The sequence below is a fragment of the Bacillus sp. LNXM65 genome, from assembly GCF_002998575.1.
Taxonomy (GTDB): domain Bacteria; phylum Bacillota; class Bacilli; order Bacillales; family Bacillaceae; genus Bacillus.
The window spans coordinates 1-25,775 of the sequence record NZ_PVRB01000008.1; the positions used below are offsets into that span (position 1 = coordinate 1).

The window sequence follows — 25,775 nt, forward strand, 5'->3', positions numbered from 1 at the left end:
GATTGCCACACACCTAGCGAAGCTAGGCTAGGTGTGTGGGAGGCCTTTTTCATTAAATCCCATCCATCATAATTACGATGAAAATAAAAAAGATTGTAGAAAAACATGAGTTTCTCTACAATCTGAGACTCTTCTGATGAAGAGTCTTCTTTTTTAACTTTGCGTCCCATCAATCACGGATACAATTGTAAGCAAAGAGGCTCCTCTGACGAAGAGCCTCTTTTTAGACGCTTGTTCATTACCTGGGAAATATTTTCATCATTTTAACGCTTTGATACAGATGTATGTATCATAGTGATAAACCGAAACTTCTCTAAAGTGATACGCTGAAAATAGGCGGCTGATCTCTTGTTCACTATACGATGAAAAAGATTGTGACCGTTTTTGTTCCTTCATCAGTTCCTGCTGTTGGAAAGATAAGAATACTTCTCCATCCACTTGAAGAACGCGGTACACTTCCTTCATGACCTGCTCAATATCCTTCAAGTAATAGATGGTCTGTACCGTAAATAATTTATTGAATGATCTGTCTTCAAAAGGTAAATGCTCAGCTTTACCAAGAGTCACGACGGCTTTATCCTGTTCCACAAGCTTCTTATGTTTTCTTTTTGCATATTTGATCATATGACGAGAGGCATCCAATCCATATACTTTACCGCGATCAAGTTTTTCTGCTACCTTCGATAATGTCATGCCTCTTCCAGTCCCGATTTCTAAAATCCGGTCGTTTTCTTGTATATTTAAGAGTTGAATCGTCCATTCATTGATATTATGATGATTTTTTTCCATATAGCGGGCAACCCATTTTGAGAACAAGCCTTTTGGTTCCCTCATTTGTTTTCCAATCCAGCTTTGAATCAATGTTAACACCTGCTTTGCACCAGTAAATAAAACTATTTACGAATTTTCTTACTTTTCATATCGGCTCTCGCCTAACAAAGTTTAAGACCTAGTCCTAATTAGTTGTCATTGATTAGACGGCATCTTTTCAGAAAATGTTTCGCAGAACTTTAAAAAATTTTGTTCTGAATAGGCGTTTTCATTAATTGTGCTCAGATTGATTTCGTTTTCTGCATGAGCTGCATATTTTATGAATGTATCTTGATTAGATAAAGGTGGTGCTAGATTATGGGCTTTGGTGGCGGTTATTCTGGAGACTGCGGTGGTTACGGTGGCGGTTTTGCAGGCGGATTCGCATTGCTTGTTGTACTGTTCATTTTGTTGATCATCATCGGTGCAAGCTGGATTTACTAATGTAAAAGGAGCAGGAAACGTATTGTTTCCTGCTCCTTTTCTTTAATACCAATAAGTTGGATAATTGTAATTGTACATATAGCGTCTAAGCATTTCTTGTTGCTCTCTTTGCATTCGGTATGGATTGCCGTACCCGTGCTTTAAGGAATGCGGAATGGACGTATACCCGTGCCCCACTGACGGAAACCTCATATATGGTGACATCGACATTCATTGATCACCTCACAATCTCCTTTTACGGATATCATATGTGCAGGTGATCAATGTGGAGCGTGTCTAAACCTGGTCCTTCTCCCTAGTATAACAATCAAGCATTGCAAGCATCATAAACATGTCAATCTCCTCCTTTTCCAATTTTTCTTTTCCTGTTTTAGTTCATATACTTTAGTTGTTTCTGCTTCATTTCTTCATAAAATGTTTCGACTTGTTGTTCATAAAGAACGGTCTCAATGTCTTTGTATTTACGCTGAATCGTCAATGTAATAAAGAATAAATGGATTGTCATATACGCTCACCTCCCTTCAGTTCGCAGCATGCGAAATAGCCCGCAGATCTTCTTTATCAGTTGACCTGCGGGCACACAAAAATGCAGATCAAAAGACAATGTCTTCCAACCTGCAATGGATGATGCGTGAAATCCTCGTTTACTTAAACAGTTTTGAAGCGTGCACCGTATAAGGTAAAGGAAGGACACGAGCTCTTCCACAGGCTGATGACATGATGAAATTGTTGGTTGAATTGATCACAAGTAGATACGAATAACATATTCTTCAGCCTCCTTTACGTTTTTAATTACTTTGTAAGTATATCCAGCAAGCACCATTTTGTAAACCTGTTTTTAGTAATATAGATGATTTTTGTGTTTTTGACTAAATTTCTACAGTTATTCTTGTCCGTTTGTCCAATACAATCAAAAAAGCCCCCTCACGTATATGAGGAGACTTTTCGAATTAATCTTCATCTAGTTCTTGCAGTTTCTTTTGAAAAAAGATCGCGCGTCTGACACAAAGAAAAGCTGCTAATAAGAAAACACAATCAATTCCCATCATCAGCATTTTTGGAGATGCTTCGATGTGCTGGTTTGGTATGATCGTACCAATATATAAAAAGGTGCTGACAGCAAGCAAAATAAAAGCGTACTGCTTGTAATCTGTCACTAAACCACTCCACTTTTTCTTCACTTGAATCACCTTCCTGTTTAACATGTCTATTGATAGCTTAACATAGTAAAAGAAAGGTAGTGGCATGTAAATCTATCCATTCACTAGTGCGTTTAGTCCTTGCTTCATATCATTCAGTAAATCATCCACATCTTCAATCCCAACGGATATACGAATTAAACCATCAGTGATGCCAAGCTCCTTCCGGCGGTCTTTCGGAATGGACGCATGAGTCATTCGAGCAGGAACAGAGATTAAGCTTTCAACCGCTCCAAGGCTTTCTGCGATTGTAAACAGCTTAAGCTGGCTTAAAAACACATCGACATGTTCTTCTTTTCCAATATCAAAAGAGATCATTCCGCCGAAGCCTGATGCTTGCGTTTTCGCAAGTTCATGTCCAGGGTGAGCACCGAGACCTGGGTAATAAACACGTGTGACCGCTGGATGTTGTTCTAAAAACTCAGCAATTTTCTGCGCATTTTGTTGATGTGCTTCCATTCTTAGTCCAAGCGTTTTGATCCCTCTCATGAGAAGCCATGAATCCTGCGGTCCAAGAATTCCACCAGTAGAATTTTGAACAAAATGAAGTTCTTCTCCAAGCTCTTTCGTCGCTGTTACAACAAGCCCGCCTACGACATCACTGTGGCCGCCTAAATATTTAGTGGCACTATGGAGGACAATGTCCGCCCCATATTCAATCGGTTTTTGGAAATAAGGTGTAAAAAATGTATTATCAACAATCATTAAGATGTTGGCTTCTTTTGTCAATTGGCCGATCGCTTTGAGATCAGTCATTTTCAGTAAAGGATTGGTTGGTGATTCAATGTAAACCGCTTTTGTTTCGGGTAAAATTGCTTTTTTCACCGCTTCAGGATCACTTGTATCCACAAAGGTCGCATGAATGCCAATACGGTTTAGTACCTTTGTAATGACGCGGTAGGTTCCGCCGTACACGTCATCTGTCAGGACAATATGATCTCCGCTGTTAAACAGCATCATGACTGCCGTAATGGCAGCCATCCCTGAACCGAATGCGTAGCCGTTTGCTCCCCCTTCAAGATCACGAATGACGGTTTCAAGTGCCGTTCTTGTTGGATTCGCTGTTCTAGAATATTCATACCCTGTATGTTCGCCTGCTTTCGGCTGCTTATAAGTGCTCACTTGGTATATCGGAACAGACACAGCGCCCGTTTTTTCATCACCAGTTGTTCCGCTGTGTATCATCATTGTTTTTGGTTTCATTCTATTTTCCTCCCTCATAAATTCCTTTACTTAAATACCGTTCACTGCTGTCAGGAAAAATGGTGACAATGACTGTCCCAGGTGCTGCCTTCTTTGCTTCCTCTAAAGCGGCATATAATGCAGCACCTGAAGAGCTTCCAATGAGAACGCCTTCTTTTTCAGCAGCTTCTTTCACCATTTGGAAAGCATCATCATCACTGACCGTGTAAATCTCATCGAATAAAGCAGATTCCATATAATCTGGGATAAATTCAAGGCCGATTCCTTCCGTTCTATGCGGGCCCGGATCTCCTCCATTTAAAATCGATCCTTCAGGTTCGACAACAATTGTTTTTAACGCCGGATGCTGCTCTTTTAAATAGGCAGCACACCCTTGAAAAGTTCCTCCAGATCCCGCTCCTGCTACGAATACATCGATGTTTCCTTGTAGGTCGGACCATAACTCTGGGCCAAGCGTTTTATAGTAAGTCAATGGATTTACTTGGTTTTTAAATTGTAAAACGCAATAGGCATTGTCAAGGCTTGCCTCTAATTCAAGAGCTCGATCAATCGCACCCTTCATGCCCTCTTTTCTTGGTGTATGAATAATCTCTGCACCGAGCGCCTTCATTAGTTGTTGTTTTTCTTGACTAAAATGTTCTGGTACGCAAAAAATGGTCCGCAATTGATGCTTTCTTGCACTGAGGGCAAGACCAATTCCTGTGTTTCCAGCAGTTGCTTCAATGATGGTTCCGCCTGAACGCAATTTGCCTGATGCCAATGCTTCTCTTATGAGCATATCACCTAAACGATCTTTAATACTTCCACCCGGATTCATCATTTCAAGCTTTGCATACACCTCTACACCATCTGGGATGCCAATCCCTGACAGCTTTAAAAGCGGTGTGCGGCCAATTAATTCTGTAATATCCTTTATGACAGCCATATGATTCCCTTCCTTTGTATGGAAAAGAAGGGGGAACCCCCTTCTTTTATTGAGTTTGCTTTATCATACGCAAGACAAGGTCAGTTGAGTGAATCGCTGCTTGCTCAAGAAATTGATCAAAGGAGACATTGGATTCTTTCCCTGCAATATCAGATAGCGCTCGAACGACAACAAATGGCGTTCCAAAGAGCTGGCAAACTTGTGCAACAGCTGCGGCTTCCATTTCCACCGCATATAGTTCTGGAAACTTCTCTCTCACAAACGCTACACGATCCGGATCATTCATAAACGAATCTCCTGTTGCAATTGTTCCTTTTGCCACTTGAATATGATCGATCTCTAAAGCCGATGCCTCTGCCAGCTTCACAAGCTTTTCGTCTGCAGCGAAAGCAGCTGGCAACCCTGGTACTTGTCCGTATTCGTAATCAAAGATTGTCACATCCACATCATGATGTCGAACATCAGTAGATATGACAATATCCCCTACATTTAATGTGTGATGGAAACCGCCAGCAGATCCTGTATTGATCACATAATCCGGCTGAAAGCGGTCAAGCAGAAGTGTTGTGCTGACCGCTGCATTTACTTTTCCAATCCCTGATTTTAATAAAATCACTTCTTTATCTTCATAAACACCTGTTGTGAATTCACACCCAGCGATGTTTTCTTGTGTAGCATTCTTTAGTTGATCTCTTAATATTGTCACTTCTTCTTCCATTGCACCTATGACTGCGATTTTCAAATCAAAAACATCCTTTCATTCCCTTTTCTTCGCTTCTACGATCCAAACAAAATCATTCATTTGATGAAAGGACGTGCTAAAACCTTCTTCTTCAAAGATTTGCTTTAGCACATCAATGGATGGATAATATTCCGTTTCTAAATCCTCAGCAAGCTGATCGAATCCTGCGGCTTTCGCTTTGTCGATTTCCGCTTGATGTGCTGCTTGATTTTGAAACATTGTATCAGCAAAGACTATTTTACCATCTGAGTGAAGGATGTTGCTATAGGTGTGAATGGCTTGTTTTTTTTCTTCGTCCGTTAAATGGTGGAAAGCATATGAACTGACAATCGTATCCGGCTCAAATGGCGGCGCTGGAAATGATAAAAAATCCCCATCATGAAACACATCGGGTACTCCCTTTTGAAGAGCCGCTTTCTTCATGGCGTCTGATGGTTCAACACCAAACACGTTCTTATCAGCTGCAAGCAGTGCCACTGTTAGATTACCCGTGCCGCTTCCAAACTCAAGGACATATTGACCTGAACGTTCTACAATCTCTTTTAAAATGGCCGGATACCGGCGAAACACTTCTTCATACTGCTCGTCATGACCACTTACCGTGTCGTCATAAGACTCAGCCCAATGATCAAATAAAGAAAGAAACTCACGTCCCATTTTCTTTCCCTCCACTTTATCTATTTATTCCTATGCGTATAGTATGCTTTAATTCGTCGAACAGTTCTTATCCTACCACATCTTCTGTTTCTTTCCTACTAAAAAATACTGGGAGGGGTAGAAAAATATTTGCCCTTTTAGAGGAGAGAGATTAAGATGAATGGAGAGTATGGAGGAGTGAATCAAATGGATTTTCAGTTGGATTTTCTAAAGGATAAAATTGAATTCTTTGAAGCATCGTCTTTAAAAGAACTTGAACAAAAGATCCAAAAACAAATTGAACATAATCAGGCAATCTTGCTGACTGTTCATTCTGTCAGTCATCAAACGACTGTAATTGATGACCGGATTTTGTATACAGCGGTTGTTCATTTTAAGGCGAATATCTAAATAAAAAAGATAGCATGGCTGCTATCTTTTTTTCATGTTTATTTTAATTTTTCAACCTTTACAGGTTTCCAGCCTTTTTCATCTACCCATGTGATTTCCACGCGGTAGCGTTCACCTGATGATTTGTCACGGATGGTTCCCTTTGCATCTTGAGGGCCTCCGTTATTTCCTAACCAAAGAACCGTCATTTGATCTTCTGAAATTCCCGTCGCGTAGGACATGGCTTTAATCATTTCTTTCCAGTCTTTTGAGTTAGAATCATAGGTTGCTGTATGTGAACCGGATTGCTCTGTTCCTACAGGCTCCCAGTCATCGCTTTCATATGTTTTGTCTACGTCACTCGTTTTGCCGCCGTCTGTTTCTTTGGCGTCTTTTAACGCATCTTTATTAGGCTCTTCTTCATCATCTGTCTTCTTCGTATCGTCGTCTTGATCAGATGAGTCCTCTTTTTTTGCATCTGAATCATCGGATGTGTCTTTCTTTTGATCTTTCACATCTTCTTCTGAGTTTTGTTTATTTTCACTTGTTGCAGGCGCCGTTTTTGATGGTTCTTTCGCTACATCTGTATCTTTCGGTTTATTAAAAATTAACAAACTCGATGCGACAACCAAAATAAGCACCACAACGATACCAATTAATATGTTAAGCACCATATTCGCCTTTCTGCGCTTATCACGATGTTCAAATCGAGAATTTCTACTCAAAATCTCTGCACTCCTTTGCCTCGTTCCCTAAGTCGTTACTATTCTAACATGACATGAAGGGATGTTCTATGTCTGTTTCTTTTCAATTTCATTGACCTTTTTTACAATATCATAAAACGCATCATTTGTCTTAGCCCGGCCACTTGCCTCATCAAGGTGAACAACGACAAGAGCATATTTTGGTTTTCCCACCGGAAAGTACCCAGCAAACCACTTATGATAAAGCGGATTCCCCTTTTTATCTTTACTGCCGGTTTGGGCAGTGCCTGATTTCCCCGCTACATCAAATGGAAGATCTTGAAACCTTCTTCCTGTTCCTTTGTCAGACGTCACCACCTGCCTTAAGTACTTTTGCAGCTTTTGAGCTGTATAGCGGTCAATACTGTCTCCTTCCGGTCGTTTGTTTTGAAAGGTTAGCATCGTTGTTCCGTTTTGATACAGCACTTTTTCAGCGATTTTCACTTCTTTTCGTTCTCCGCCTCTCGCAATCGATGCCATCATATTGGCGATTTGCAAAGGAGTCGTTTTGACATTTTTTTGTCCTATTGCGGTTTGGGCAATGGCTTTTTTGACATGCTTGTCTCTTTTATCTCCCCACACACTGCCGGTTTCTTCACGATCAAACTGTTTGAAATGCTGCTTATGATAGACATCCCCTTCCCAGCCAGCTCGATCAATGAGTCCAAGCTTTGCAGCCGTCTTTTCGATGATTTGATCATCTGTTTGGATAATATTGCCAGCAAGTGTCGCAAAGGTATAATTACAGCTCTGCGAAAAGCTCTCAGACAGATTCAGCACTTCCTGCGTTCCTTCTGGCTCTCCATATAAATTCTTTCGACAGTCATACATCGTTTGTGGCTGGTCGAGGTTTTTTTCGATTGCTGCGGCAAGTACAGCGGTTTTAAAGACAGAGCCTGGTGCCATGGCAGTCAGCATATAATTTCTTGCCTCATGCCGGTTTTTGCTTGTGACATTTGGCGTACTCGCCATCGCCAACACGCTGCTTCTTTCAATGTCGAGCAGAACGGCCCCGCCTTTTTCGACGCCTTGTTCTTTCAGAACTTTCTCCATTTCAGCTTGCATGTTTTCATCAATTGTTGTTTGAACCTGAAGAGGATAAAATGAATGAGCCTCTGCTGTATATTTGACGTCCATTCCAAACAAAGGGTTTCCCCTTCCGTCCACATGATATAACAATTTTGTGTCTTGCTCGGGTAATAGAAATTCGTCAAAGGTACTTTCTAGCCCAAAAGTACCGATTTCTGTACGGATGGAAAGCTCTTTTTTGTCAGGATAACGCTTTCTGAGCAATTCTGGATTTTCACTCGTGAAGCCTAATGTGTGGAGGGCAAGTCTTTTTTTGTCCTTCTCTTTCATATATACGCCGTAAACACCTGAATATTTCATATCATTGATGTCTTTCAACTTTTTTTTCGTGATGTCATCTTTGAGAATCAGAGGTTTTTTGGTTTCTGTCAGCTGTTTTTTGAGTTCATCTTCTTCCATCTCAAGAATAGAAGCGGTTTGTTTTAAATGAGGAAGATCATATTGCAGAAAAGGAAATAAGATAACCGCGGGCTGTTCTTTTGTGAGAAGCGCTTCGCCGTTTCGATCTAAAAATTCACCGCGACCATCTGAAATGACCACTTCTTCTGTACGCTGTTTGACACTTTCTTGTATTAAATTGATATCAAGCTTTGAAAAAGATTCTGTGAAAAACAGTTGAATTTCTGCCAGTCTCATGAGAAGACCGAGCAGCAGCATAAAAATGATAGCACCTGTCCATTGAATTCTACGTTTTTTGCGCATAAAAACACCTCGTCCCTATTGTGGACGAGGTGTTTATCGTATAAACGTAATTATGAAATTTTTACAATTTGGACGAACATTTCTCCGCCAGGTGTTTGAACGGTTACTTTGTCGTCTACTTGTTTGCCTAACAGACTTTTTGCGATTGGTGAATCGTTTGAAATCTTTCCTTCGAACGGATCAGCTTCTGCACTTCCAACGATTGTGTAAGACTCTTCTTCTCCGTCTGGTAATTCAACGAAAGTGACTGTTTTACCAAGTGAGACAATATTTGAGTTTCCTTCATCTTCGATAATTTTGGCATTGCGAATCATATTATCAAGCGTTGTGATACGGCCTTCTACAAACGCTTGCTCTTCTTTAGCAGAATCATATTCCGAGTTCTCAGAGAGGTCTCCAAAGCTTCTAGCAATTTTAATACGCTCTACAACCTCTTTACGTTTAACCGTTTTCAAATATTCAAGCTCTTCTTCTAATTTACGTTTTCCTTCTTCTGTCATTGGAAATACTTTCTCTTGTGCCATGAATCATTCACTCCTTCTATTAATCCTCATCATACAAACTTTCTGCACGTGAGTGACGACTGAAATATACAAGAATGAGGACTTCTTCAGGCCCTCATTCCTTCTGTCCCATATTTGTAAAAGTCCATCTTACATGGCGTCCCTTTTAGATGCAACTATTATGCCTTTTTTCAGACAGAACCACTCTCAGTGGTCTAAAGATGATCTATCTTCATCGCACAAACTGTGGAAAGGCACAGGAAGCTCCTGTACCTCGTTCGCCATTTCGATCATATGTAGAAGAATAGCTTATCCATTCTCCATCTTCCAATACATAATATGGTCAGTGTACGATATGTCTATGCTATATTATTACAAAATTGCTTTTTGATCAAGAATTGTTTGAAAATTTGTGATGATTTGTTTGTCGTTTTTTTAATATACTATTACAAAATCGAAACAACTTCAATATTCAGCTTGAAAACGGCATTTTTCTACATCTATTTCACATCATTGTTTTCCTATCATACCAAATCTTTCATTCAAGGTGTTCCTTCTAAAAATATTTAAGCAGTTTCTACTTATAGAAACAAGTGAAATATTGGTATTTATTCTCTTTATCATGATGTTGAAAAGACCTTTACAATGTAAAGGTCTTTTTCTTCTCCACCATTTACTCTGCTCGGTTTTGAAGAATCGTTTGAATTTTTGTCACCATTAGGTCAATCGCCACATGGTTTTGGCCGCCTTCTGGGATGATGATATCGGCGTATCGCTTTGTCGGTTCAATGAATTGATTATGCATTGGTCTGACAACAGATACATACTGTTCAATCACAGAATCGATTGAACGGCCTCTTTCTTTTGTATCACGTAAAATGCGGCGAATGATGCGAAGGTCTGCATCTGTATCAACATACAGTTTAATATCCATTAAGTCTCTCAGACGTTCATCTTCTAGTGCAAAGATGCCTTCAACGATGATGACATCCTTTGGTTCAACATGGACAGTCTCTTCTGAACGTGTGTTTAGCTTGAAATCATATATTGGTTTTTCAATGGATTCGTACCTTAGGAGCTGTTCCAAATGCTCAAACATCAGGTCATTGTCGAATGCAAGCGGATGATCATAATTCGTAAGCAAGCGCTCTTCAAATGGCATATGACTTTGATTTTTGTAATATAAATCTTGCTGAAGCATGAGGATGGAATGTCCTTTAAATTTTTCATAGATCGAATTGGTGACGCTCGTTTTACCTGAACCCGAGCCGCCAGCAATTCCAATGACAACTGGTTTACTCCTCATGTGCCTGTTATTTCCCCTTTCTCATCATGTTGCTAGGGTATACTTTTTGATCGAGCTTGAATTTTACGATTTGCAGCGGATGACGAGCGGCATCTAGTTCATTTCCTTTTTCATCCCAAATCGTCTCAATTTTGCATGTGAAATTCTCAATTTCTGGTCCGAAAAATTCGACTTCATCGCCAGCTTTAAAGAAGTTGCGCTGCTGCAATGTGACGATTTGTTCTTTTTCATCATAATGAAGAACGAGACCTGCGAAATCAAATGTCGTTTTCTTTCCATGAATGCCAAACATTTGTTCATCCGTTCCTGGTACACCTTCGAAAAAGGCTGGCGCTGTGTCACGGTTTGCGCATTTATCTAGTTCATTTAACCATTCCTGCTGAATGACAAAATTGTCCGGGTCAGCACAATAGGCGTCAATGACTTTGCGATATACACTCACGACAGTTGCCACATAATGAATTGATTTCATTCGCCCTTCGATTTTCAAGCTGTCAATTCCCATTTCGATCATTTGAGGAATGGATTCGACAAGCTTTAAGTCTTTTGGACTCATCGCAAATGGTGCGTCTTCCTCTCCAAACAATGGCGCTTCCTCAGAACCTTCTAGTTTATAAAGATCATAATCCCAGCGGCAGGACTGGCAGCAGCCTCCGCGGTTAGAATCTCTTGCCGTCATGTGGTTACTGAGCACGCAGCGGCCAGAGTAAGCAATACACATTGCACCGTGAATGAACGTTTCAATTTCAATATCGACCTTTTCTTTCATTTCTCTAATTTCCAGCGCACTTGTCTCGCGAGCAAGCACCACACGCTCAAGACCTTCTTCCTTCCAAAACTGAACAGCTTTCCAATTCGAAAGAGATTGCTGTGTGCTTAAATGGACTTCAAGCTTCGGGGCGACACGTTTACACGTTTCAATGATCAGCGGGTCAGCCACAATAATGCCCGCTACTCCAGCGCCTTCAATCCCTTGAAGGTATTCCTCAAGTCCGTCCATGTTTTCGTTGTGGGCAAAGATATTCGTTGTCACATAAATTCGTGCACCGTATTTGTTTGCAAATGCGACGCCTTCAGCCATTTCTTCAATTGAAAAGTTATCGGCATTTGAGCGAAGTCCAAATTCTTTCCCGCCAATAAAGACCGCGTCTGCTCCGTAATGTACAGCAATTTTCAGCTTTTCCAAGTTTCCTGCTGGTGCAAGCAGTTCTGGTTTTTTTGTAATGACACGTTTTCCATCAATTATTTCAGAAATACCATCTTTCAATAGTGCCATTTCCTCTGCCTCCTCTTATATTAATAAACCGTTTCTTTAAAGAAGAATCCTGTATCAATCGAACGATTCACTGGTTGAATCTCTTCAATTCGCTTCACCCAGTCCTCTTTCTGATCTTCATAGGCGTCTTTGTCAGCCGCTAATAAATCAATTGCTTTTCTATATAGTGACGTCACCTCTGTCATATAAGAAAGTGACTTTAAAATTCCGTCAATTTTAAATGAGTCAATGCCTGCGTCAACAAATTCTTCTAATTCGTCAATCATACACACATCATTAGGACTCATAATATGTGTGCCGTTTGCATCCTCGAAAATAGGGTATTTGTTTTGACGTTCCTGGTCATGAAGGAATAGTCCTTCCTCCATATTATTGCCTTCAACGTCCATTTGTTTGCCTTGGTATTCAAAGTAGTTGCCAATGAGCGTACGTTTCGATTGAAACATACATGTCATGCCATGAACTTGAATTTCGATTTCCACCTCAGCATTTTCTTTAATGTCGATTACACTGTCCATGTTCAGCTCTTTGGCAAGAACAGCACGCGTTGCGCCTTTTCTGCCCCAGTAGTTACAAGTGTAATAGTTTGTCCCAGTCGTTTCTGTACTCCAGTGGAGATTCAGGCTCACCCCAGTTTCCTTTGCGGCCATGATCACGGCTGGGTCTCCAAAGACGACGCCATCTACGTTTAATGCATCGAGAAAGGTTAAATAATCTCCAAGCAGCTGCACACGGTCATTATGAAAAATCGCGTTCATCGCCACATACACTTTTTTGTGATGCGCATGTGCCAGCTCAACCGTCTGTTTCACATCTTCTCTTGAAAACTCGCCTGCAAGACGAATACCGTATGTTTGTTCGCCTATGAAGAATGCATCAGCTCCCGCCTCGATTAATGGCAGTACGTCTGACACCTTGCTTGGCGTCACAAGCAATTCTGGTTTTTTCATGATTGGTCACCTCTTTTTGTACTAATGGCGATCCCGTCTCCAACTGGAATAATACACGTTTGGAAATCAGGGTTTGACATGAGCCATTGATTGTATCGATCAATTTTTCCAATTAATTGTTTTTTTCGTTTATCTTCAATTTCTTCTTCATAGTTCGTTGCCACTAAGCCTTTGAATAATACGTTGTCTGTTATAATCATTCCGTCATGAGCAAGCATCGGTTCAAACAGCTCAAAAAAACGTTTGTACTGCCCTTTTGCGGCATCAATAAAGATCACGTCATAGGGCGCCATCGTTTGGACCGTTTTAGCCGATTCCATGGCATCACCAAAGAACACGTGTATTCTTTCTTTTAACTTTAATTCCTCAATGTTCCGTGTCGCTTCTTCATAGCGTTTCGCATTTCGCTCAATCGTATAAATCTCAGCATCTGGCAGAGCTGTCGCCATTCGAATGGCGGAGTAGCCAATCGCTGTCCCAACCTCAAGAATTTTCTTCGGCTTTTTCATCGACAGCAGCTGCAGTAAAAGCTCGATGCTCACCTTTTCCATAATTGGCACATGATGCTCTTTTGCGTATACCTCTAATTGAGCGATTGCATCAGGACTTGGGTGAATTAAATGTTCAATATAATCATTGATTTGATCATCTTCGATAGTCATTATTTGTCTAGCTCCTTCATGACCTGAAAAAGAAGAGTCCTGCCTATTGCAGCTCTCTTTCTCGTCAATCTTTCGTTCATCTAAGTAAAAACAACCCGATATATTTTACCACAAAGAAGTGGTAATTGCGAACCTATAAAATGGATATTTCAACGAAAAAAACTGCAGGCAATCTTGTATTGTCTACAGTCTTTTTCGATTCACATGTACATTAATTACTGCCTGTGATGTATTTTGCTTTCGCTTTGTTGTGCTCATTTAACGTTTTCGTAAAGACGACTTCTCCATTTTTCTTCGCAAGGAAATACACATAATCCGTTTTCTCTGGATGCAGTGCCGCTTTCCATGAAGATTCACCAGCATTTGCAATAGGTCCAGGCGGCAGCCCCTTGTTATTATACGTATTATAAGGAGATTTCACCTTAAGGTCTTTGTAATAAACGCGCGATTTATGCTCACCCAGTGCATAAAGAACGGTTGGGTCGGTTTGAAGCGGCATGTCCTTTTTCAACCGGTTATAAAATACACTGGAGATTTTTGCTCGATCCGTCTTTTCCGTCGCTTCCATTTCAATCAGTGATGCCATCGTTAACACATCATGTATGGACATGTTTGTCTTTTTCATGTCTTTTTCATACGTTTTCACGTATTGATCTGTTTGTTTAATCATTGTTTCAATGATCGTTTCGAGTGATTCATCCTCGCGATAAAATGGATACGTCGCAGGGAATAAATAACCTTCTAACGGATGTTTCACCTGTTTGCCATTTACCTGTGATGTCACCGTTTTCGGATATTTTTTCATTAACGTTTGAATAAACGCAGGATCATCAAGCTTTGCTTCCACTTCCTTGGCTGAAAAATGCGTCTGGTTTGCAATAATCGCCGCAATATCAGACAGCTGTTTTCCTTCTGGAATCACAAGCTGAAAGGCGTAGTCTGTCCCTCCAGATGTCAGCTTTTGAATCAGCTTGTCTGCGTCCATCGTTTGTTTTAAATGAAAATACCCTGCTTTAAATCCGGACGCATTTTTGTATTTTGCATAATAAGTGAAAATCGTGTCATTCGAAATGAGCCCATTTTCTTTTAAAATGCCTGCAATCTCACGGACAGATGTCCCATTTGGAATATGAATATTAATCGTTTGTTTGCTTTTTTGATCGACCGGTCCAAGTGCTGATTTAACATATAAAAAGCCTGATAATGCTGTAATGATGATGACAGCAAGAACAGATAACAGGACGATCCCCATTTTTCTTTTAAAAAATGGTCGTTTCTTTTGTTCTGAAAACATGCATGGCCCTCCTCACATCTAGCTTTTATAGTACATGATTCGACGGAGTTCGGCAATTACTTGCTCATGCATCTCATGACAGAACTTGACATAATACGGCTAAACCAACGCCGCCACCGCTTCCAATAGCAGCCATGACATAGCTTCCATTTGGTAAAGCGCGTGCTTCGTAAAATAGTCTCACCATCATAGCAGCTCCCGATGCGCTGTATGGATGACCAAGACAAAGTGCACCGCCTCTTTTATTGATCCGGTCATAAGGAATACCAAGCGTACGAGCAATCAACGCTATTTTCAGAGCAAAGGCTTCATTGATTTCAAACAGCGCTACATCCTCTGCCTTAATTTTCTCTTGATCTAGAAGTTTCTTGATCGCATCAATCGGCGCAGCAGCTGGAAAATGTGGATGCATCGCCGTCACAGCACTTCCAGCATATCGCAGCATCGGCTGAAAATCATTCGCCTCCGCTAACGCTCTTTCCATCACAACGACCGCTGCTGCCCCGTCTGCTTCTTTGCAGCTATTGGCGGCAGTCACAGTTCCTTTTCCCGGTGAAAATACAGGCTTTGCCCGCTGGATCAGCTTCTCCATCGGTCTTATTTTAGCGGCCGCTTCATCAATGCTCAGTCCGCTAATCGAAACAATTTCCTCTGAATATGTACCACGTTTGATTGAGTCTATACTTCTTTCCCAGCTTAATTGCGCATAATCATCTTGTTCTTTTCTTGTCACAGAAAATCTCGAGGCGGTCAGCTCTGCTGCTTCGCCCATAGCCGGATCTCCTATCCATTCAGGTGAAAAGCGGGCTCTTTCTTTCATTGGTGATCTGGAAATGCTCTCAGTCCCGCCAGCGATATACATTGAACCTTCCCCTGATTGAACCATGACGCAAGCTGTTCGAATTGCTTCAAGACCAGAGGCACACTGCCTATCAATCGTCATACCAGGAACGTGCAAAGAAAGCCCTGCTTCTAATGAGGACAGACGGGCCATATTTCCGCCGCCTCCTACAACATTGCCTAATATGACGTCGTCCGGCGTCATCCCTTGAGACAAATGCTGAATAAGGGGCGCGGCTAATTGCTCTGGACGATAATCCTTCAGCATCCCGTTTTTATCACCGAAGGGTGTCCGTTTTGCTTGTACGATTACTGCTTGCATGACAACTGCTCCTCCGCCCACTTTTTCATGCTGGCACGTGCTATTTTTCCCCCAGATGTTTCAATCATTTGATCAATGACAAGCCATTTTTTAGGCATCTTGTAGGCAGCCAATTTTTCTTTGACAGCTTGCCGAACCGTCTTTGTCTGCTGTCCTTCTTCAATAATGGCAACAGGAATTTCACCCCAATATGGGTCAGGAACGCCAACCACAATCGACCGCTTCACCTCGGGCTGTTCATTTAGCACGCGTTCAATTTCCTCCGGAAAAATATTCAGCCCCCCATAGACGATCATGCCATTCTCACGGCCGCTCATATACAAATAGCCGTCTTCATCCATCCAGCCCATATCATAAACTGTCAGCCACTCCTCCGGCGGTTTCACCTCATGTAAGTAGCCTGAAAAAGACATTGGGCTCTTCACATAAATTCTTCCTGTCTCATTTGGCTGGCAGACAGATTGATCGGCCCGCCTCACTTCAACTTGAATGGAAGAAAAGGGTCGTCCGACAGAAGAAGGTTTTTGCAGAAAGTCATTTGAAGATAAGTAGGAAACAAAGCTTAACTCTGATGTGCCGTAAAAATCAAAAAAAGTGACATGCGGATAGTTGGTGACAAGTTGTTTTTTTGATGAGATGCCCCAATCTGCTCCGGATGATATGACAAGAAGCGGGTTATCTCCCTCAAAAACATTAATTTGCAGTAACGATTCTGTCATTGTCGGGACAGTATACATAACAGTGATGTCTCCTGTCTCTAAAGCTTTCTTTGCTTTCACTGGCGTGAATTTTTCTAAAAGCGTCACTGTGCCGCCAAAGTATAGGGTACTGATGGCACCATATAAAAAGTGAGAGGATAAGAGTGTGCCTGCTATAAGAACATGATCTTGATGAGTGATTCCAAATGTAACCGCTGTCGTTCGAAAGCTTTCGATCCATGACTGCTGACGCCTGATAAAGGCTTTAGGTGAACCCGTTGATCCTGACGTAAATCCCATATAAAAGACAGGGTCGTTCTCGCTGTCGCTTTTGTTATATGGACCTTGTGTGATCAGGCTCATTCTTTCCTTCCATTCAGATAAAGAAAAAACCGGCATGTCTACGCTGTGTTTTTCAAATCTTTTCATATATCGATCCTCTATAATGACGAGAGCTGCCTCACTTAACAAAAGCTTTTCTACACATTCCTCATGGCCCCATCTCGGATCAAGCGGGATAGCTGTCCAGCCTGCACAAGCAGCGCCAGCAAATATTTGCAAGAAAGAAGCACCATTTGATAATAAAAAAGCGACTCTTTTTTTCTCATGAGCCGTTCGTTGTAGCCATTGTGCCGATGTCTGGACACGTTCATACCACTCTTGATAAGTGACCCTTTCTTTTCCATCAATGATGGCGATATGATCTGGGTTCATTTCTGCATGTAATGCATAGCTATCCGTTATTCTGTTCAAACCGCACGCCTCCCTTTATGCACATCCCTTTTTCGATATGACATGGCCTCAATGATTTTCACCGTGAGAACGGCACACATGCCCGCTTTGATGAGATCACCTGGAATATAAATCAGACTAAGAAGAGCTGCCTGAGTGACCTTTATATCCATCATCATGGCTTGAAAAGGAATGCCGCATAGATACAAAATTCCAATACTGCATACCGCAAAGATCATAAAAAGACGCAGAGCGGTCACTTTTTTTAGTCGGTTCAGCCACAAACTGATCATAAGGGCAGCCACTGGATAAGCTAATAAAAAACCCCCGCTTGGTCCAAAAAAGACCCCTATTCCGCCTCTCCCACCAGACAAAAGAGGTGCGCCTGCTGCCACAACCAAGAGGAACAGAAGTAAACTGATCAGTGCCTGTTTTGGCTTTAACAGCCCCCCAGCAAGCAAAAGACCTGCCGTTTGCAATGTGATTGGTACAGGTGTAAACGTAAGTAAAATCGGCGGGATCAACCCTAACATTCCGATAACCGCTGTCATTAACGCCATTTGCATCATGTCTTGAATTTTCAATATTCATACCCCTCACTCAATTCATTGTTAAAAATAGAGTAAAAGGTACAGTTTATTATGTCAACATAAAATAAAATAAAGTTAACATATTGATCGTAAAAAAAGACCTGTGAAGAAAGATCACCAAGATCCGTTCACAGGCCTTTTATTCGTTCTATTCTTCGTCTTCTTCTTGATCTAAGAACGTATTTAACGTTTCTTCAATCATGTCCCACTCTTCATCCGTTTCAATAGGCTCTAGCTCGCCATCTTCACCGTCTTCGTTCGGCGTGAAGCTTGATGCATGAATTTCAATTTCTTCATTGTCTTGCTCAGAAATTGGGTAGTAAAGAACATATGATTTGTTAAAATGGTCGCTTTCAAAAGTAAATAGTACTTCGCAAAGCTGTTCATTTCCATTATCATCAACGATTGTAATTTGCTTTTCTCCGTGTTCCATTTGATTCACCTCATTTTAATTTAAGCTGTCTAAATACCCTTGCAGGATCATAACAGCCGCCATTTTATCAATGACTTTTTTACGCTTTTGTCTGCTCACATCTGCAGAGATGAGCATTTTTTCCGCTGCCATTGTCGACAGACGCTCGTCCCAAAGCACAACAGGAACATTGTACGTGTTTTCTAACACTTTCGCAAATAATTGGCTGGCTTCGCCTCTAGGACCGACCGTACCGTTCATATTTTTTGGAAAGCCAAGTACGATTTTATCCGTTCCGTATTGCGCGACGATCTCAGACAGGCGGCTGAGACCGAAGTCTCCGCCTGCTTCATCAATTTTAATTGTTTCTATCCCTTGCGCTGTCCATCCCATTTCATCACTGATCGCAACACCAAGGGTTTTCGTGCCTAAATCCAAGCCTAAAATTCTCATGTTTTACGCCTCTTTATGTGTCTCTAAGTACGATTTAACCAATTCCTCAATTAATTCGTCTCGTTCTAGTTTACGAATTAGGTTGCGTGCATCCTGATGTCTTGGAATATAAGCAGGGTCGCCTGACAGCAAGTATCCGACAATTTGATTGATCGGGTTGTATCCTTTTTCTTGGAGTGCGTCATATACTGTAATGAGCACTTCATTCACATTGGTTTCAGCTGAATCATCAGAGAAGTTAAACTTCATTGTCTTATCAAATGAACTCACTGCTTCTTGCACCTCTCTTCCAACATTCTACTAGCAAGCTTTTTTCTAACCGCTCATCTAATACCATTATTCTACACTACATCGCCTGATTATAAAACGGATTTGACAGATTCTTCGACAGTTGCCAGTGCTTCTTCTAGCTTTTCCGGTTGTTTACCGCCTGCTTGTGCCATGTCTGGACGTCCGCCTCCGCCTCCGCCGCAGATTTCAGCTGCCTGCTTTACAAGTTTCCCTGCATGCAGACCTTTTTCGATGACGTCTTTTGTCACTCCTGCTGAAATGTTTACTTTTCCGTTTTGAACGGCTCCGAGCACAATGACAGCTGATCCTAATTTGGCTTTTAAGTCATCAACCATTGTTCTTAAATGGTTCATGTCTTTCGCGTTTACTTTTTCAGTTAACACTTTCACTCCGCCGATTTCTGTCACTTTCTCTAAAATAGAGCCTGCTTCAGCCTGGCTTAATTTTGCAAGAAGAGATTCGTTTTCTCTTTGAGCCTCTTTTAAATCTGCCTGCAATGCGGCGATACGTTTTGGTACGTCTTTCGTATTTGACTTCAGCTCACTCGCTGCCTGTTCTAAAATGGCCAGCTGGTCATTTAATTCTTCGTATGCACCTTTACCAGTCACAGCCTCAATCCGGCGTGTTCCAGCACCAATACCCGATTCAGACGCAATTTTAAACAACCCGATTTCCGCCGTGTTTTGCACGTGACAGCCGCCGCATAGCTCGATGCTGTAATCGCCTACCTGGACCACGCGGACAATATCGCCATACTTCTCGCCAAAGAGCGCCATTGCACCCATTTCTTTTGCTTCAGCAATCGGCTTCAGGTCAATCGCAACAGAGATGCCTTCCCAGATTTTTTCGTTCACGATTTTTTCAATCTGAGACAATTCTTCTTTTGTCACTTGTCCAAAGTGAGAGAAGTCAAAGCGAAGTCTGTTTTCATTCACCAATGATCCCGCTTGGTTCACGTGGCTGCCCAATACATCTTTTAGCGCCTGATGCAAAAGATGTGTCGCTGTATGGTTTTTCACAATGCCTTTTCGAAGAGCTGATTCCACTTTTGCAGTGACTTCAAGTCCTTTTTTGGCTGTACCGCTTACAACCACTCCCTCATGGACATGCTGACCGTTTGGCGCCTTTTTCACATCTTTAATGTCGATGATGACTTCAGCGCTTTTTAATGTTCCTTTATCAGCCACTTGTCCGCCGCTTTCCGCATAGAAAGGTGTTTCATCTAACAAGATTTGTACCGTATCGCCTTCATGTGCTTCTGTGACAATTTCACCATTTTGAAGCAATTCGACAATATGGGCATCTGCCGTTAGATTTTCGTAGCCAACGAATGTACTTTCTACTTTAATATCTCCTAGAGCGCCGCCTTGAACCTGCATACTGCCGACATCTTGTCTCGCATTTCTTGCGCGTTCACGCTGCTTCTCCATCTCAGCCTGGAAGCCTTCTCGATCCACTGTCATGTTCTCATCTTCTGCGTATTCTTCTGTCAGCTCAACAGGGAATCCATACGTGTCATACAGTTTAAAGACATCTTCACCTGAAATCTGCGTGTTGCCTTTGTCTCTTTCTTTTTTGATGACTTCTGACAAGATGGCTAACCCTTCGTTCAGTGTTTCATGGAAACGTTCTTCTTCATTTTTGATGACTTTCGCAATAAATTCTTCTTTTGCTTGTACATCTGGGTAGAAATCCTTCATGATTTCCGCCACAACTGGAACTAGGTCAAACATAAACGGGCGATGGATGTGAATGGTTTTTGCATAACGCACGGCACGGCGAAGCAAACGTCTTAACACATACCCGCGGCCTTCATTGGAAGGAAGCGCTCCATCACTTACAGCAAAGGCAACCGTCCGGATGTGGTCAGCAATGACTTTGAATGCTGTATCCTTTTCCTTTGTCTCGCCATAACTTTCTCCAGAAATGGTCTCAACTGCACGAATAATCGGCATGAATAGATCTGTATCAAAGTTCGTTGGCACGTTTTGAATGACGGATACCATTCGTTCAAGACCCATCCCTGTATCAATGTTTTTCTTCGGCAGCGGCGTGTATGACCCATCTGGATTATGGTTAAATTCAGAGAACACAAGGTTCCACACTTCTAGATAACGCTCATTTTCTCCGCCAGGATATAATTCTGGATCGTTCATGTCGTCACCGTATGATTCGCCGCGGTCATAGAAAATTTCCGTATTCGGTCCACTTGGGCCCTCGCCAATATCCCAGAAGTTTCCTTCAAGACGAATAATACGTTCTTCAGGAACACCGATTTTATCTCTCCATAGAACATACGCCTCTTCGTCCTCTGGATGGACAGTGACAGATAACAAATTCGGGTCAAAGCCAATCCACTCGTCACTTGTGAGGAATTCCCACGCCCATTCAATCGCTTCTTCTTTAAAATAATCACCAATAGAGAAGTTGCCGAGCATTTCAAAGAACGTATGATGGCGTGCTGTCTTTCCTACATTTTCAATATCATTTGTACGAATCGATTTTTGCGCGTTGCAAATACGCGGATTGTCAGGTACGACGCGGCCATCAAAGTATTTCTTTAATGTTGCCACGCCGCTGTTAATCCACAAAAGTGTCGGATCGTCATGCGGTACGAGTGACGCACTCGGTTCTACAGCATGTCCTTTTTCTTTAAAAAAGTCTAAAAACATTTGGCGTACTTGAGCTGAAGTTAAAGTTTTCATTCAAAAATCCTCCCTTATCATTCATCAATCTCCACACAAACGAAAAAACATCCCGCCCTATGCAAGCACAAAACGACTTACACAGGGACGAGATGCTCTCGCGGTACCACCCTGATTATAGACCTATTCGTCTATCACCTTCACATCCGATAACGCCGGAAGAGAGCGGCAGTGTTTATCTGCACTCGGGACTAGCTTCCGTTAAAGGTCTGATAAGGCTTTTCTCAGCAAAATAAAGCCTCTCTCTGCAACAGCTTTTTAACGTACTCGGGTCCGTCATTGAATTCAGTATGTATGAATCGAAATTATTATAGACAACTCGGCTCCTCTTGTCAATGAACGCTTCGTCTCATGAGGATATATTGCACAATGATCACCCTGATTATAGCAGCTGTAGGTACCGCTAAAATCATCCCAATTAAGCCAAATAACTCTCCTCCTGCGAGCAAGACAAGCATAATGACGACAGGATGCATATGAAGGCTTCTCCCTACGATGATCGGGCTGAGGACGTTGCTTTCTAAAAATTGCAGCACTGCTACTGTAATCAGCACAATAATAACCGATTTGACCGAGATGGTAAACGCGATAAAGACAGCGGGAATTGCGCCAATAATCGGTCCAAAATACGGAATGACATTCGTTGCGCCAATCAGCATACCAAGGACAAGCGGATACGGGATATGAAACAGCCAGAGCACAATGGCTGCTGCACCGCCGATTAAGGAACAGACAAGCAGCTGCCCTCTAATATAATTACCAAGCGATTCATCAACTGCTTTCACAAACGCATGCCCCCTCTTTCGAAATGAGGGCGGCGTTAAATACCATGCAGCCCGCTTCATCGTATTCATGTCCTTCACCATATAAAAAACAAGAAAAGGAATGAGCGCTGCAACTAATGCGTAATCAAGTAATACTTTACAGCTAAGAATCATCCGCTCTGCGCCGTTAGCTGCATATGTCTCCGATTGGACAATCAAACGGTCCAGCCTGTCGTGAAGTCCGTCGGGCCAATGGCTAGTATGACGATGAATATGAGATAAGGCGCCATTATACGTTTCGGCAAGCACAGGAATTTGCTCTGACAGCTCATTTAACTGCTTAATCATGACAGGTGCCCCTTTATAAACCGCAAGCCCAATCCCGCCAAAAAACAGTACATAAATCAATAAGAGACTAACAGTCCTTGGTAAGCCCCCCGCGTGCAATCTTTCCACTATCGGATAAAGCAGATAAGAAATAAAAATAGCAATGAGAAGCGGAATCAGAACCGCCTTTAACAACAAAAAAATAGGCATCCATAACTCGTCGAGCTGCAGTAAAATGAGCAAGGATGCAAGGACAAGCAGGACCCCTGCAGCATATATCAGAAATTGGATCGGACGTTTCTTCACCTTTTTCACCTCTTTTCTTATTGTTTAACCTTCTTCTGCAATTATCCATGTAAATAAAATTTGTCCTAACTTTGTTAAAAATGAATACACATGAAACATACAGCTCCATCAAAAGTCACTAAAATATCTCCACTGAATATTCCATCATGTACAAGAGGAGGTTTTTTATGATCACATTCGAAGAAGTCAACAAGCATTATGGCCAGTTCCATGTACTTAAGGACATTAACCTACATATTCAAAAAGGTGAGGTGGTCGTGATCATCGGTCCTTCAGGATCAGGTAAAAGCACGATGCTCAGATGCATCAATCGTCTTGAAAGCATTGATGAGGGAAAGGTACTCGTTAACCAAGTGCCTGTTCAGCATCCGAAGACCAACATTAATCTTGTCAGGCAAAATATCGGGATGGTGTTTCAGCATTTTCATCTCTATCCTCATAAAACGGTGCTTGAAAACATTATGCTTGCGCCAATGAAGGTGAAAAAGGTGAGCAAGGAAGAAGCGAGGGAAACAGCCGAATTTTATTTAAATAAAGTCGGCATTCCTGATAAGGCTGACGCCTACCCTTCAAGACTCTCAGGCGGACAGCAGCAGCGTGTTGCCATTGCAAGAGGGCTTGCGATGAAGCCAGAGGTCATGCTGTTCGACGAACCGACATCCGCACTCGACCCAGAGATGATTGGAGAGGTACTAGATGTGATGAAGCAGCTCGCCCGAGAAGGAATGACCATGGTTGTCGTCACACATGAGATGGGCTTTGCCAGGGAAGTGGCCGACCGCATTGTCTTTATTGATGAAGGCAGAGTTCTTGAAGAGTCAACACCGGCTGCATTTTATGAGAAACCGCGTGAGAAACGCGCTCAGCTCTTTTTAAGCCGTATTTTAAATCACTAGGGGGAAAGATTTGATGAAAAAAATGAAACGCTTTGGCCTACTACTCTTTATGACTTGCTGTATTGCCGCTTTAGCTGCTTGCGGCTCTGCTGAAAAAGGCTCGACGAATGCAAAGCAAGGAAGCTCTTTAGAAGCCATTCAGAAAGACAAAAAAATCATATTCGGGGTCAAGAATGATACACGTCTCTTCGGTCTAAAAAATCCTAGCAGCGGAGATATCGAAGGATTTGATATCGATATAGCAAAAGCCATCGCAAAGGAAATGCTCGGTGATGAAGGAAAAGCAGAATTCAAAGAAGTGACATCGAAAACGAGAATCCCTTTACTGCAAAAAGGAGATATTCATGCGATCGTCGCAACCATGACGATTACCGAAGAGCGTAAAAAAGAAGTCAATTTCTCAGATGTTTACTTTGAAGCAGGACAATCACTGCTTGTGAAAAAAGGAAGCGACATTCAATCGATTGATGATCTTAAAAAAGGGACGAAAGTGCTTGCAGTGAAAGGATCTACTTCTTCTCAAAATATCCGCGAAAAAGCACCTGAAGCGTCTGTATTAGAATTTGAGAACTATCAGGAAGCTTTTACAGCTTTAAAATCAAACCAAGGGCAAGTGCTGACAACTGATAATGCGATCTTATTTGGTATGGCAGATGAGGATTCAAATTACGAAGTCGTCGGCGGCACCTTTACAGATGAGCCTTATGGCATTGCTGTAAAGAAAGGGGATCAGGAATTAACAACTGCGATCAATAAAGCCCTAAAAACCTTAAAAGACAATGGAGAGTATGACAAGATTCATCAAAAATGGATCAAAGAATAACCGTTTGACTTGTTAAGACCTATTATCTTAGGGTGAGCCGCTCATTGGCTCCCCTGTTGATCAGGAAGGAAGTGAACTGATTGCTGCGGTTTTCCATTCTCACTGAAAACTTCAATCTTTATGTAGAAGGCTTTAAATATACCATTGGTGCAAGTGTCATTGCTTTGATTGGAAGCTTTTTGATCGGTACACTCATTGCCATTATGAGAATTGCGCCACTCAGGCCGCTCAACTGGTTAGGAACGGCTTATGTGGAATTTATTCGGAATATTCCGTTATTATTGATTACATTTGTTTTCTTCTTTGGTTTACCCGTGCTAGGTATTGTAGCAGATGGCTTCACCGCTGGCACCATTGCCCTTGCCATTTATACGTCTGCCTTTATTGCTGAAGCCATTCGCGCAGGGATACAAGCTGTACCGCTTGGACAAATGGAAGCAGCCCGTGCTTCAGGTCTATCCTATGGCGGGACGATGCGGTATATCATTCTGCCGCAAGCGATTAAAATTGTCATTCCCCCTCTTGGGAATCAATTTATTAACCTTGTCAAAAACTCCTCTATTTTAGGTGTCATTGCAGGGTTTGATCTTATGTATCAAGGAGACCTCATCGCTTCTAGAACATTTGTGACATTTGATGTCTACATCTTTGTTGCCATGTTCTATCTGCTATTAACGATTCCGCTCAGTATAGGCGTTGGTTATTTAGAAAAAAGATTAGCAAGAAGCCACTAGAAAGGAGG

29 protein-coding genes and 1 other annotated feature are annotated in these 25,775 nt (G+C 41.9%); of the genes, 5 read left to right on the top strand and 24 right to left on the bottom strand.

Annotated features, from left to right (window positions below; translation table 11 throughout):
* Positions 1 to 258: 258 nt before the first annotated feature.
* A complete protein-coding gene (locus C6Y03_RS15560) occupies positions 259 to 861 on the bottom strand; it encodes a class I SAM-dependent methyltransferase (RefSeq protein WP_106031261.1) in 603 nt (200 codons plus the stop codon).
* Between the two features lie 267 nt (positions 862 to 1,128).
* Here C6Y03_RS15560 and C6Y03_RS19675 point away from each other — a divergent pair, with 267 nt between their 5' ends.
* Entirely contained in the window at positions 1,129 to 1,254 is a 126-nt protein-coding gene (locus tag C6Y03_RS19675) for a YjcZ family sporulation protein (RefSeq protein ID WP_080869492.1), read from the top strand.
* Between the two features lie 42 nt (positions 1,255 to 1,296).
* Here C6Y03_RS19675 and C6Y03_RS19210 read toward each other — a convergent pair whose 3' ends face one another.
* From C6Y03_RS19210 to C6Y03_RS15595, 7 genes are all read right to left on the bottom strand, one after another.
* Complete coding sequence (locus C6Y03_RS19210; RefSeq protein WP_212040727.1) at positions 1,297 to 1,458, bottom strand: hypothetical protein; 162 nt, start codon at positions 1,456 to 1,458, stop codon at positions 1,297 to 1,299.
* A gap of 166 nt (positions 1,459 to 1,624) precedes the next feature.
* On the bottom strand, positions 1,625 to 1,759 hold the full coding sequence (locus C6Y03_RS15570) for a YrzI family small protein (protein ID WP_008342648.1): 135 nt from the start codon (positions 1,757 to 1,759) through the stop codon (positions 1,625 to 1,627).
* Between the two features lie 445 nt (positions 1,760 to 2,204).
* Positions 2,205 to 2,435 (bottom strand): YrhC family protein, encoded by a 231-nt coding sequence (locus tag C6Y03_RS15575; RefSeq protein ID WP_041815772.1) that lies wholly within the window; start codon positions 2,433 to 2,435, stop codon positions 2,205 to 2,207.
* A 72-nt stretch (positions 2,436 to 2,507) separates the two neighbouring features.
* Positions 2,508 to 3,656, bottom strand: coding sequence for a bifunctional cystathionine gamma-lyase/homocysteine desulfhydrase (locus C6Y03_RS15580; RefSeq protein WP_106031260.1), 1,149 nt, complete (start codon positions 3,654 to 3,656; stop codon positions 2,508 to 2,510).
* A gap of 1 nt (position 3,657) precedes the next feature.
* Positions 3,658 to 4,581 (bottom strand): PLP-dependent cysteine synthase family protein, encoded by a 924-nt coding sequence (locus tag C6Y03_RS15585; protein ID WP_106039590.1) that lies wholly within the window; start codon positions 4,579 to 4,581, stop codon positions 3,658 to 3,660.
* A 46-nt stretch (positions 4,582 to 4,627) separates the two neighbouring features.
* Positions 4,628 to 5,323 (bottom strand): 5'-methylthioadenosine/S-adenosylhomocysteine nucleosidase, encoded by a 696-nt coding sequence (gene mtnN / locus C6Y03_RS15590; RefSeq protein WP_106039591.1) that lies wholly within the window; start codon positions 5,321 to 5,323, stop codon positions 4,628 to 4,630.
* A gap of 15 nt (positions 5,324 to 5,338) precedes the next feature.
* A complete protein-coding gene (locus C6Y03_RS15595) occupies positions 5,339 to 5,980 on the bottom strand; it encodes a class I SAM-dependent DNA methyltransferase (protein WP_106031258.1) in 642 nt (213 codons plus the stop codon).
* 186 nt (positions 5,981 to 6,166) lie between these two features.
* On the opposite strand from C6Y03_RS15595, the gene C6Y03_RS15600 reads away from it, so the two are divergent.
* Complete coding sequence (locus C6Y03_RS15600) at positions 6,167 to 6,370, top strand: YrzA family protein (protein ID WP_034620637.1); 204 nt, start codon at positions 6,167 to 6,169, stop codon at positions 6,368 to 6,370.
* 38 nt (positions 6,371 to 6,408) lie between these two features.
* Here the strand turns inward: C6Y03_RS15600 and C6Y03_RS15605 are convergent, their stop codons facing one another.
* The 16 genes from C6Y03_RS15605 to C6Y03_RS15680 form a co-directional block, all read right to left on the bottom strand.
* Positions 6,409 to 7,074: a YrrS family protein gene (locus tag C6Y03_RS15605; protein WP_034661482.1), complete on the bottom strand. Its 666-nt coding sequence runs from the start codon at positions 7,072 to 7,074 to the stop codon at positions 6,409 to 6,411.
* A gap of 66 nt (positions 7,075 to 7,140) precedes the next feature.
* Positions 7,141 to 8,883 carry a peptidoglycan D,D-transpeptidase FtsI family protein gene (locus C6Y03_RS15610; protein WP_106039592.1) on the bottom strand — a complete coding sequence of 581 codons (1,743 nt, stop codon included), beginning with the start codon at positions 8,881 to 8,883 and terminating at the stop codon, positions 7,141 to 7,143.
* A gap of 50 nt (positions 8,884 to 8,933) precedes the next feature.
* Positions 8,934 to 9,407, bottom strand: a complete 474-nt coding sequence (greA, locus tag C6Y03_RS15615) for a transcription elongation factor GreA (protein WP_007501433.1) — start codon at positions 9,405 to 9,407, stop codon at positions 8,934 to 8,936.
* A 652-nt stretch (positions 9,408 to 10,059) separates the two neighbouring features.
* The gene (gene udk / locus C6Y03_RS15620; protein WP_024423106.1) at positions 10,060 to 10,692 is read right to left on the bottom strand and encodes a uridine kinase; all 633 of its coding nucleotides are present in this window, start codon (positions 10,690 to 10,692) and stop codon (positions 10,060 to 10,062) included.
* Between the two features lie 7 nt (positions 10,693 to 10,699).
* Positions 10,700 to 11,968, bottom strand: coding sequence for a peptidase U32 family protein (locus tag C6Y03_RS15625; protein ID WP_106039593.1), 1,269 nt, complete (start codon positions 11,966 to 11,968; stop codon positions 10,700 to 10,702).
* A 20-nt stretch (positions 11,969 to 11,988) separates the two neighbouring features.
* The gene (locus C6Y03_RS15630) at positions 11,989 to 12,918 is read right to left on the bottom strand and encodes a peptidase U32 family protein (protein ID WP_106039594.1); all 930 of its coding nucleotides are present in this window, start codon (positions 12,916 to 12,918) and stop codon (positions 11,989 to 11,991) included.
* On the bottom strand, positions 12,915 to 13,580 hold the full coding sequence (locus tag C6Y03_RS15635; protein WP_034661491.1) for an O-methyltransferase: 666 nt from the start codon (positions 13,578 to 13,580) through the stop codon (positions 12,915 to 12,917). The genes C6Y03_RS15630 and C6Y03_RS15635 overlap by 4 nt, the downstream gene beginning before the upstream one ends.
* Before the next feature lie 211 nt (positions 13,581 to 13,791).
* A complete protein-coding gene (gene mltG, locus C6Y03_RS15640) occupies positions 13,792 to 14,874 on the bottom strand; it encodes an endolytic transglycosylase MltG (RefSeq protein ID WP_106039595.1) in 1,083 nt (360 codons plus the stop codon).
* Between the two features lie 73 nt (positions 14,875 to 14,947).
* Positions 14,948 to 16,036, bottom strand: coding sequence for an acetyl-CoA C-acyltransferase (locus C6Y03_RS15645; protein WP_106031253.1), 1,089 nt, complete (start codon positions 16,034 to 16,036; stop codon positions 14,948 to 14,950).
* Positions 16,024 to 17,487 (bottom strand): acyl-CoA synthetase, encoded by a 1,464-nt coding sequence (locus tag C6Y03_RS15650; protein WP_106031252.1) that lies wholly within the window; start codon positions 17,485 to 17,487, stop codon positions 16,024 to 16,026. Before C6Y03_RS15650 ends, C6Y03_RS15645 begins: the two co-directional genes overlap by 13 nt.
* The gene (locus tag C6Y03_RS15655) at positions 17,484 to 18,050 is read right to left on the bottom strand and encodes a biotin transporter BioY (RefSeq protein WP_106039596.1); all 567 of its coding nucleotides are present in this window, start codon (positions 18,048 to 18,050) and stop codon (positions 17,484 to 17,486) included. The genes C6Y03_RS15650 and C6Y03_RS15655 overlap by 4 nt, the downstream gene beginning before the upstream one ends.
* A 154-nt stretch (positions 18,051 to 18,204) precedes the next feature.
* Entirely contained in the window at positions 18,205 to 18,489 is a 285-nt protein-coding gene (locus C6Y03_RS15660; protein ID WP_034321391.1) for a DUF1292 domain-containing protein, read from the bottom strand.
* A 15-nt stretch (positions 18,490 to 18,504) separates the two neighbouring features.
* Positions 18,505 to 18,921 carry a Holliday junction resolvase RuvX gene (gene ruvX / locus C6Y03_RS15665; RefSeq protein ID WP_034661502.1) on the bottom strand — a complete coding sequence of 139 codons (417 nt, stop codon included), beginning with the start codon at positions 18,919 to 18,921 and terminating at the stop codon, positions 18,505 to 18,507.
* Between the two features lie 3 nt (positions 18,922 to 18,924).
* Positions 18,925 to 19,191, bottom strand: coding sequence for an IreB family regulatory phosphoprotein (locus tag C6Y03_RS15670; RefSeq protein WP_024718370.1), 267 nt, complete (start codon positions 19,189 to 19,191; stop codon positions 18,925 to 18,927).
* A gap of 89 nt (positions 19,192 to 19,280) precedes the next feature.
* Entirely contained in the window at positions 19,281 to 21,917 is a 2,637-nt protein-coding gene (gene alaS, locus C6Y03_RS15675) for an alanine--tRNA ligase (RefSeq protein ID WP_106039597.1), read from the bottom strand.
* 80 nt (positions 21,918 to 21,997) lie between these two features.
* Positions 21,998 to 22,206, bottom strand: a binding site (T-box leader).
* Between the two features lie 43 nt (positions 22,207 to 22,249).
* Complete coding sequence (locus tag C6Y03_RS15680) at positions 22,250 to 23,314, bottom strand: AI-2E family transporter (RefSeq protein ID WP_060596856.1); 1,065 nt, start codon at positions 23,312 to 23,314, stop codon at positions 22,250 to 22,252.
* A gap of 167 nt (positions 23,315 to 23,481) precedes the next feature.
* Between C6Y03_RS15680 and C6Y03_RS15685 the strand changes: the two genes are divergently transcribed.
* From C6Y03_RS15685 to C6Y03_RS15695, 3 genes are all read left to right on the top strand, one after another.
* Positions 23,482 to 24,210, top strand: coding sequence for an amino acid ABC transporter ATP-binding protein (locus tag C6Y03_RS15685; RefSeq protein WP_034661507.1), 729 nt, complete (start codon positions 23,482 to 23,484; stop codon positions 24,208 to 24,210).
* Positions 24,211 to 24,223: 13 nt separating this feature from the next.
* Entirely contained in the window at positions 24,224 to 25,033 is an 810-nt protein-coding gene (locus C6Y03_RS15690; RefSeq protein ID WP_095285500.1) for a transporter substrate-binding domain-containing protein, read from the top strand.
* A gap of 80 nt (positions 25,034 to 25,113) precedes the next feature.
* Positions 25,114 to 25,767: an amino acid ABC transporter permease gene (locus C6Y03_RS15695; RefSeq protein ID WP_060596859.1), complete on the top strand. Its 654-nt coding sequence runs from the start codon at positions 25,114 to 25,116 to the stop codon at positions 25,765 to 25,767.
* Positions 25,768 to 25,775: the final 8 nt, after the last annotated feature.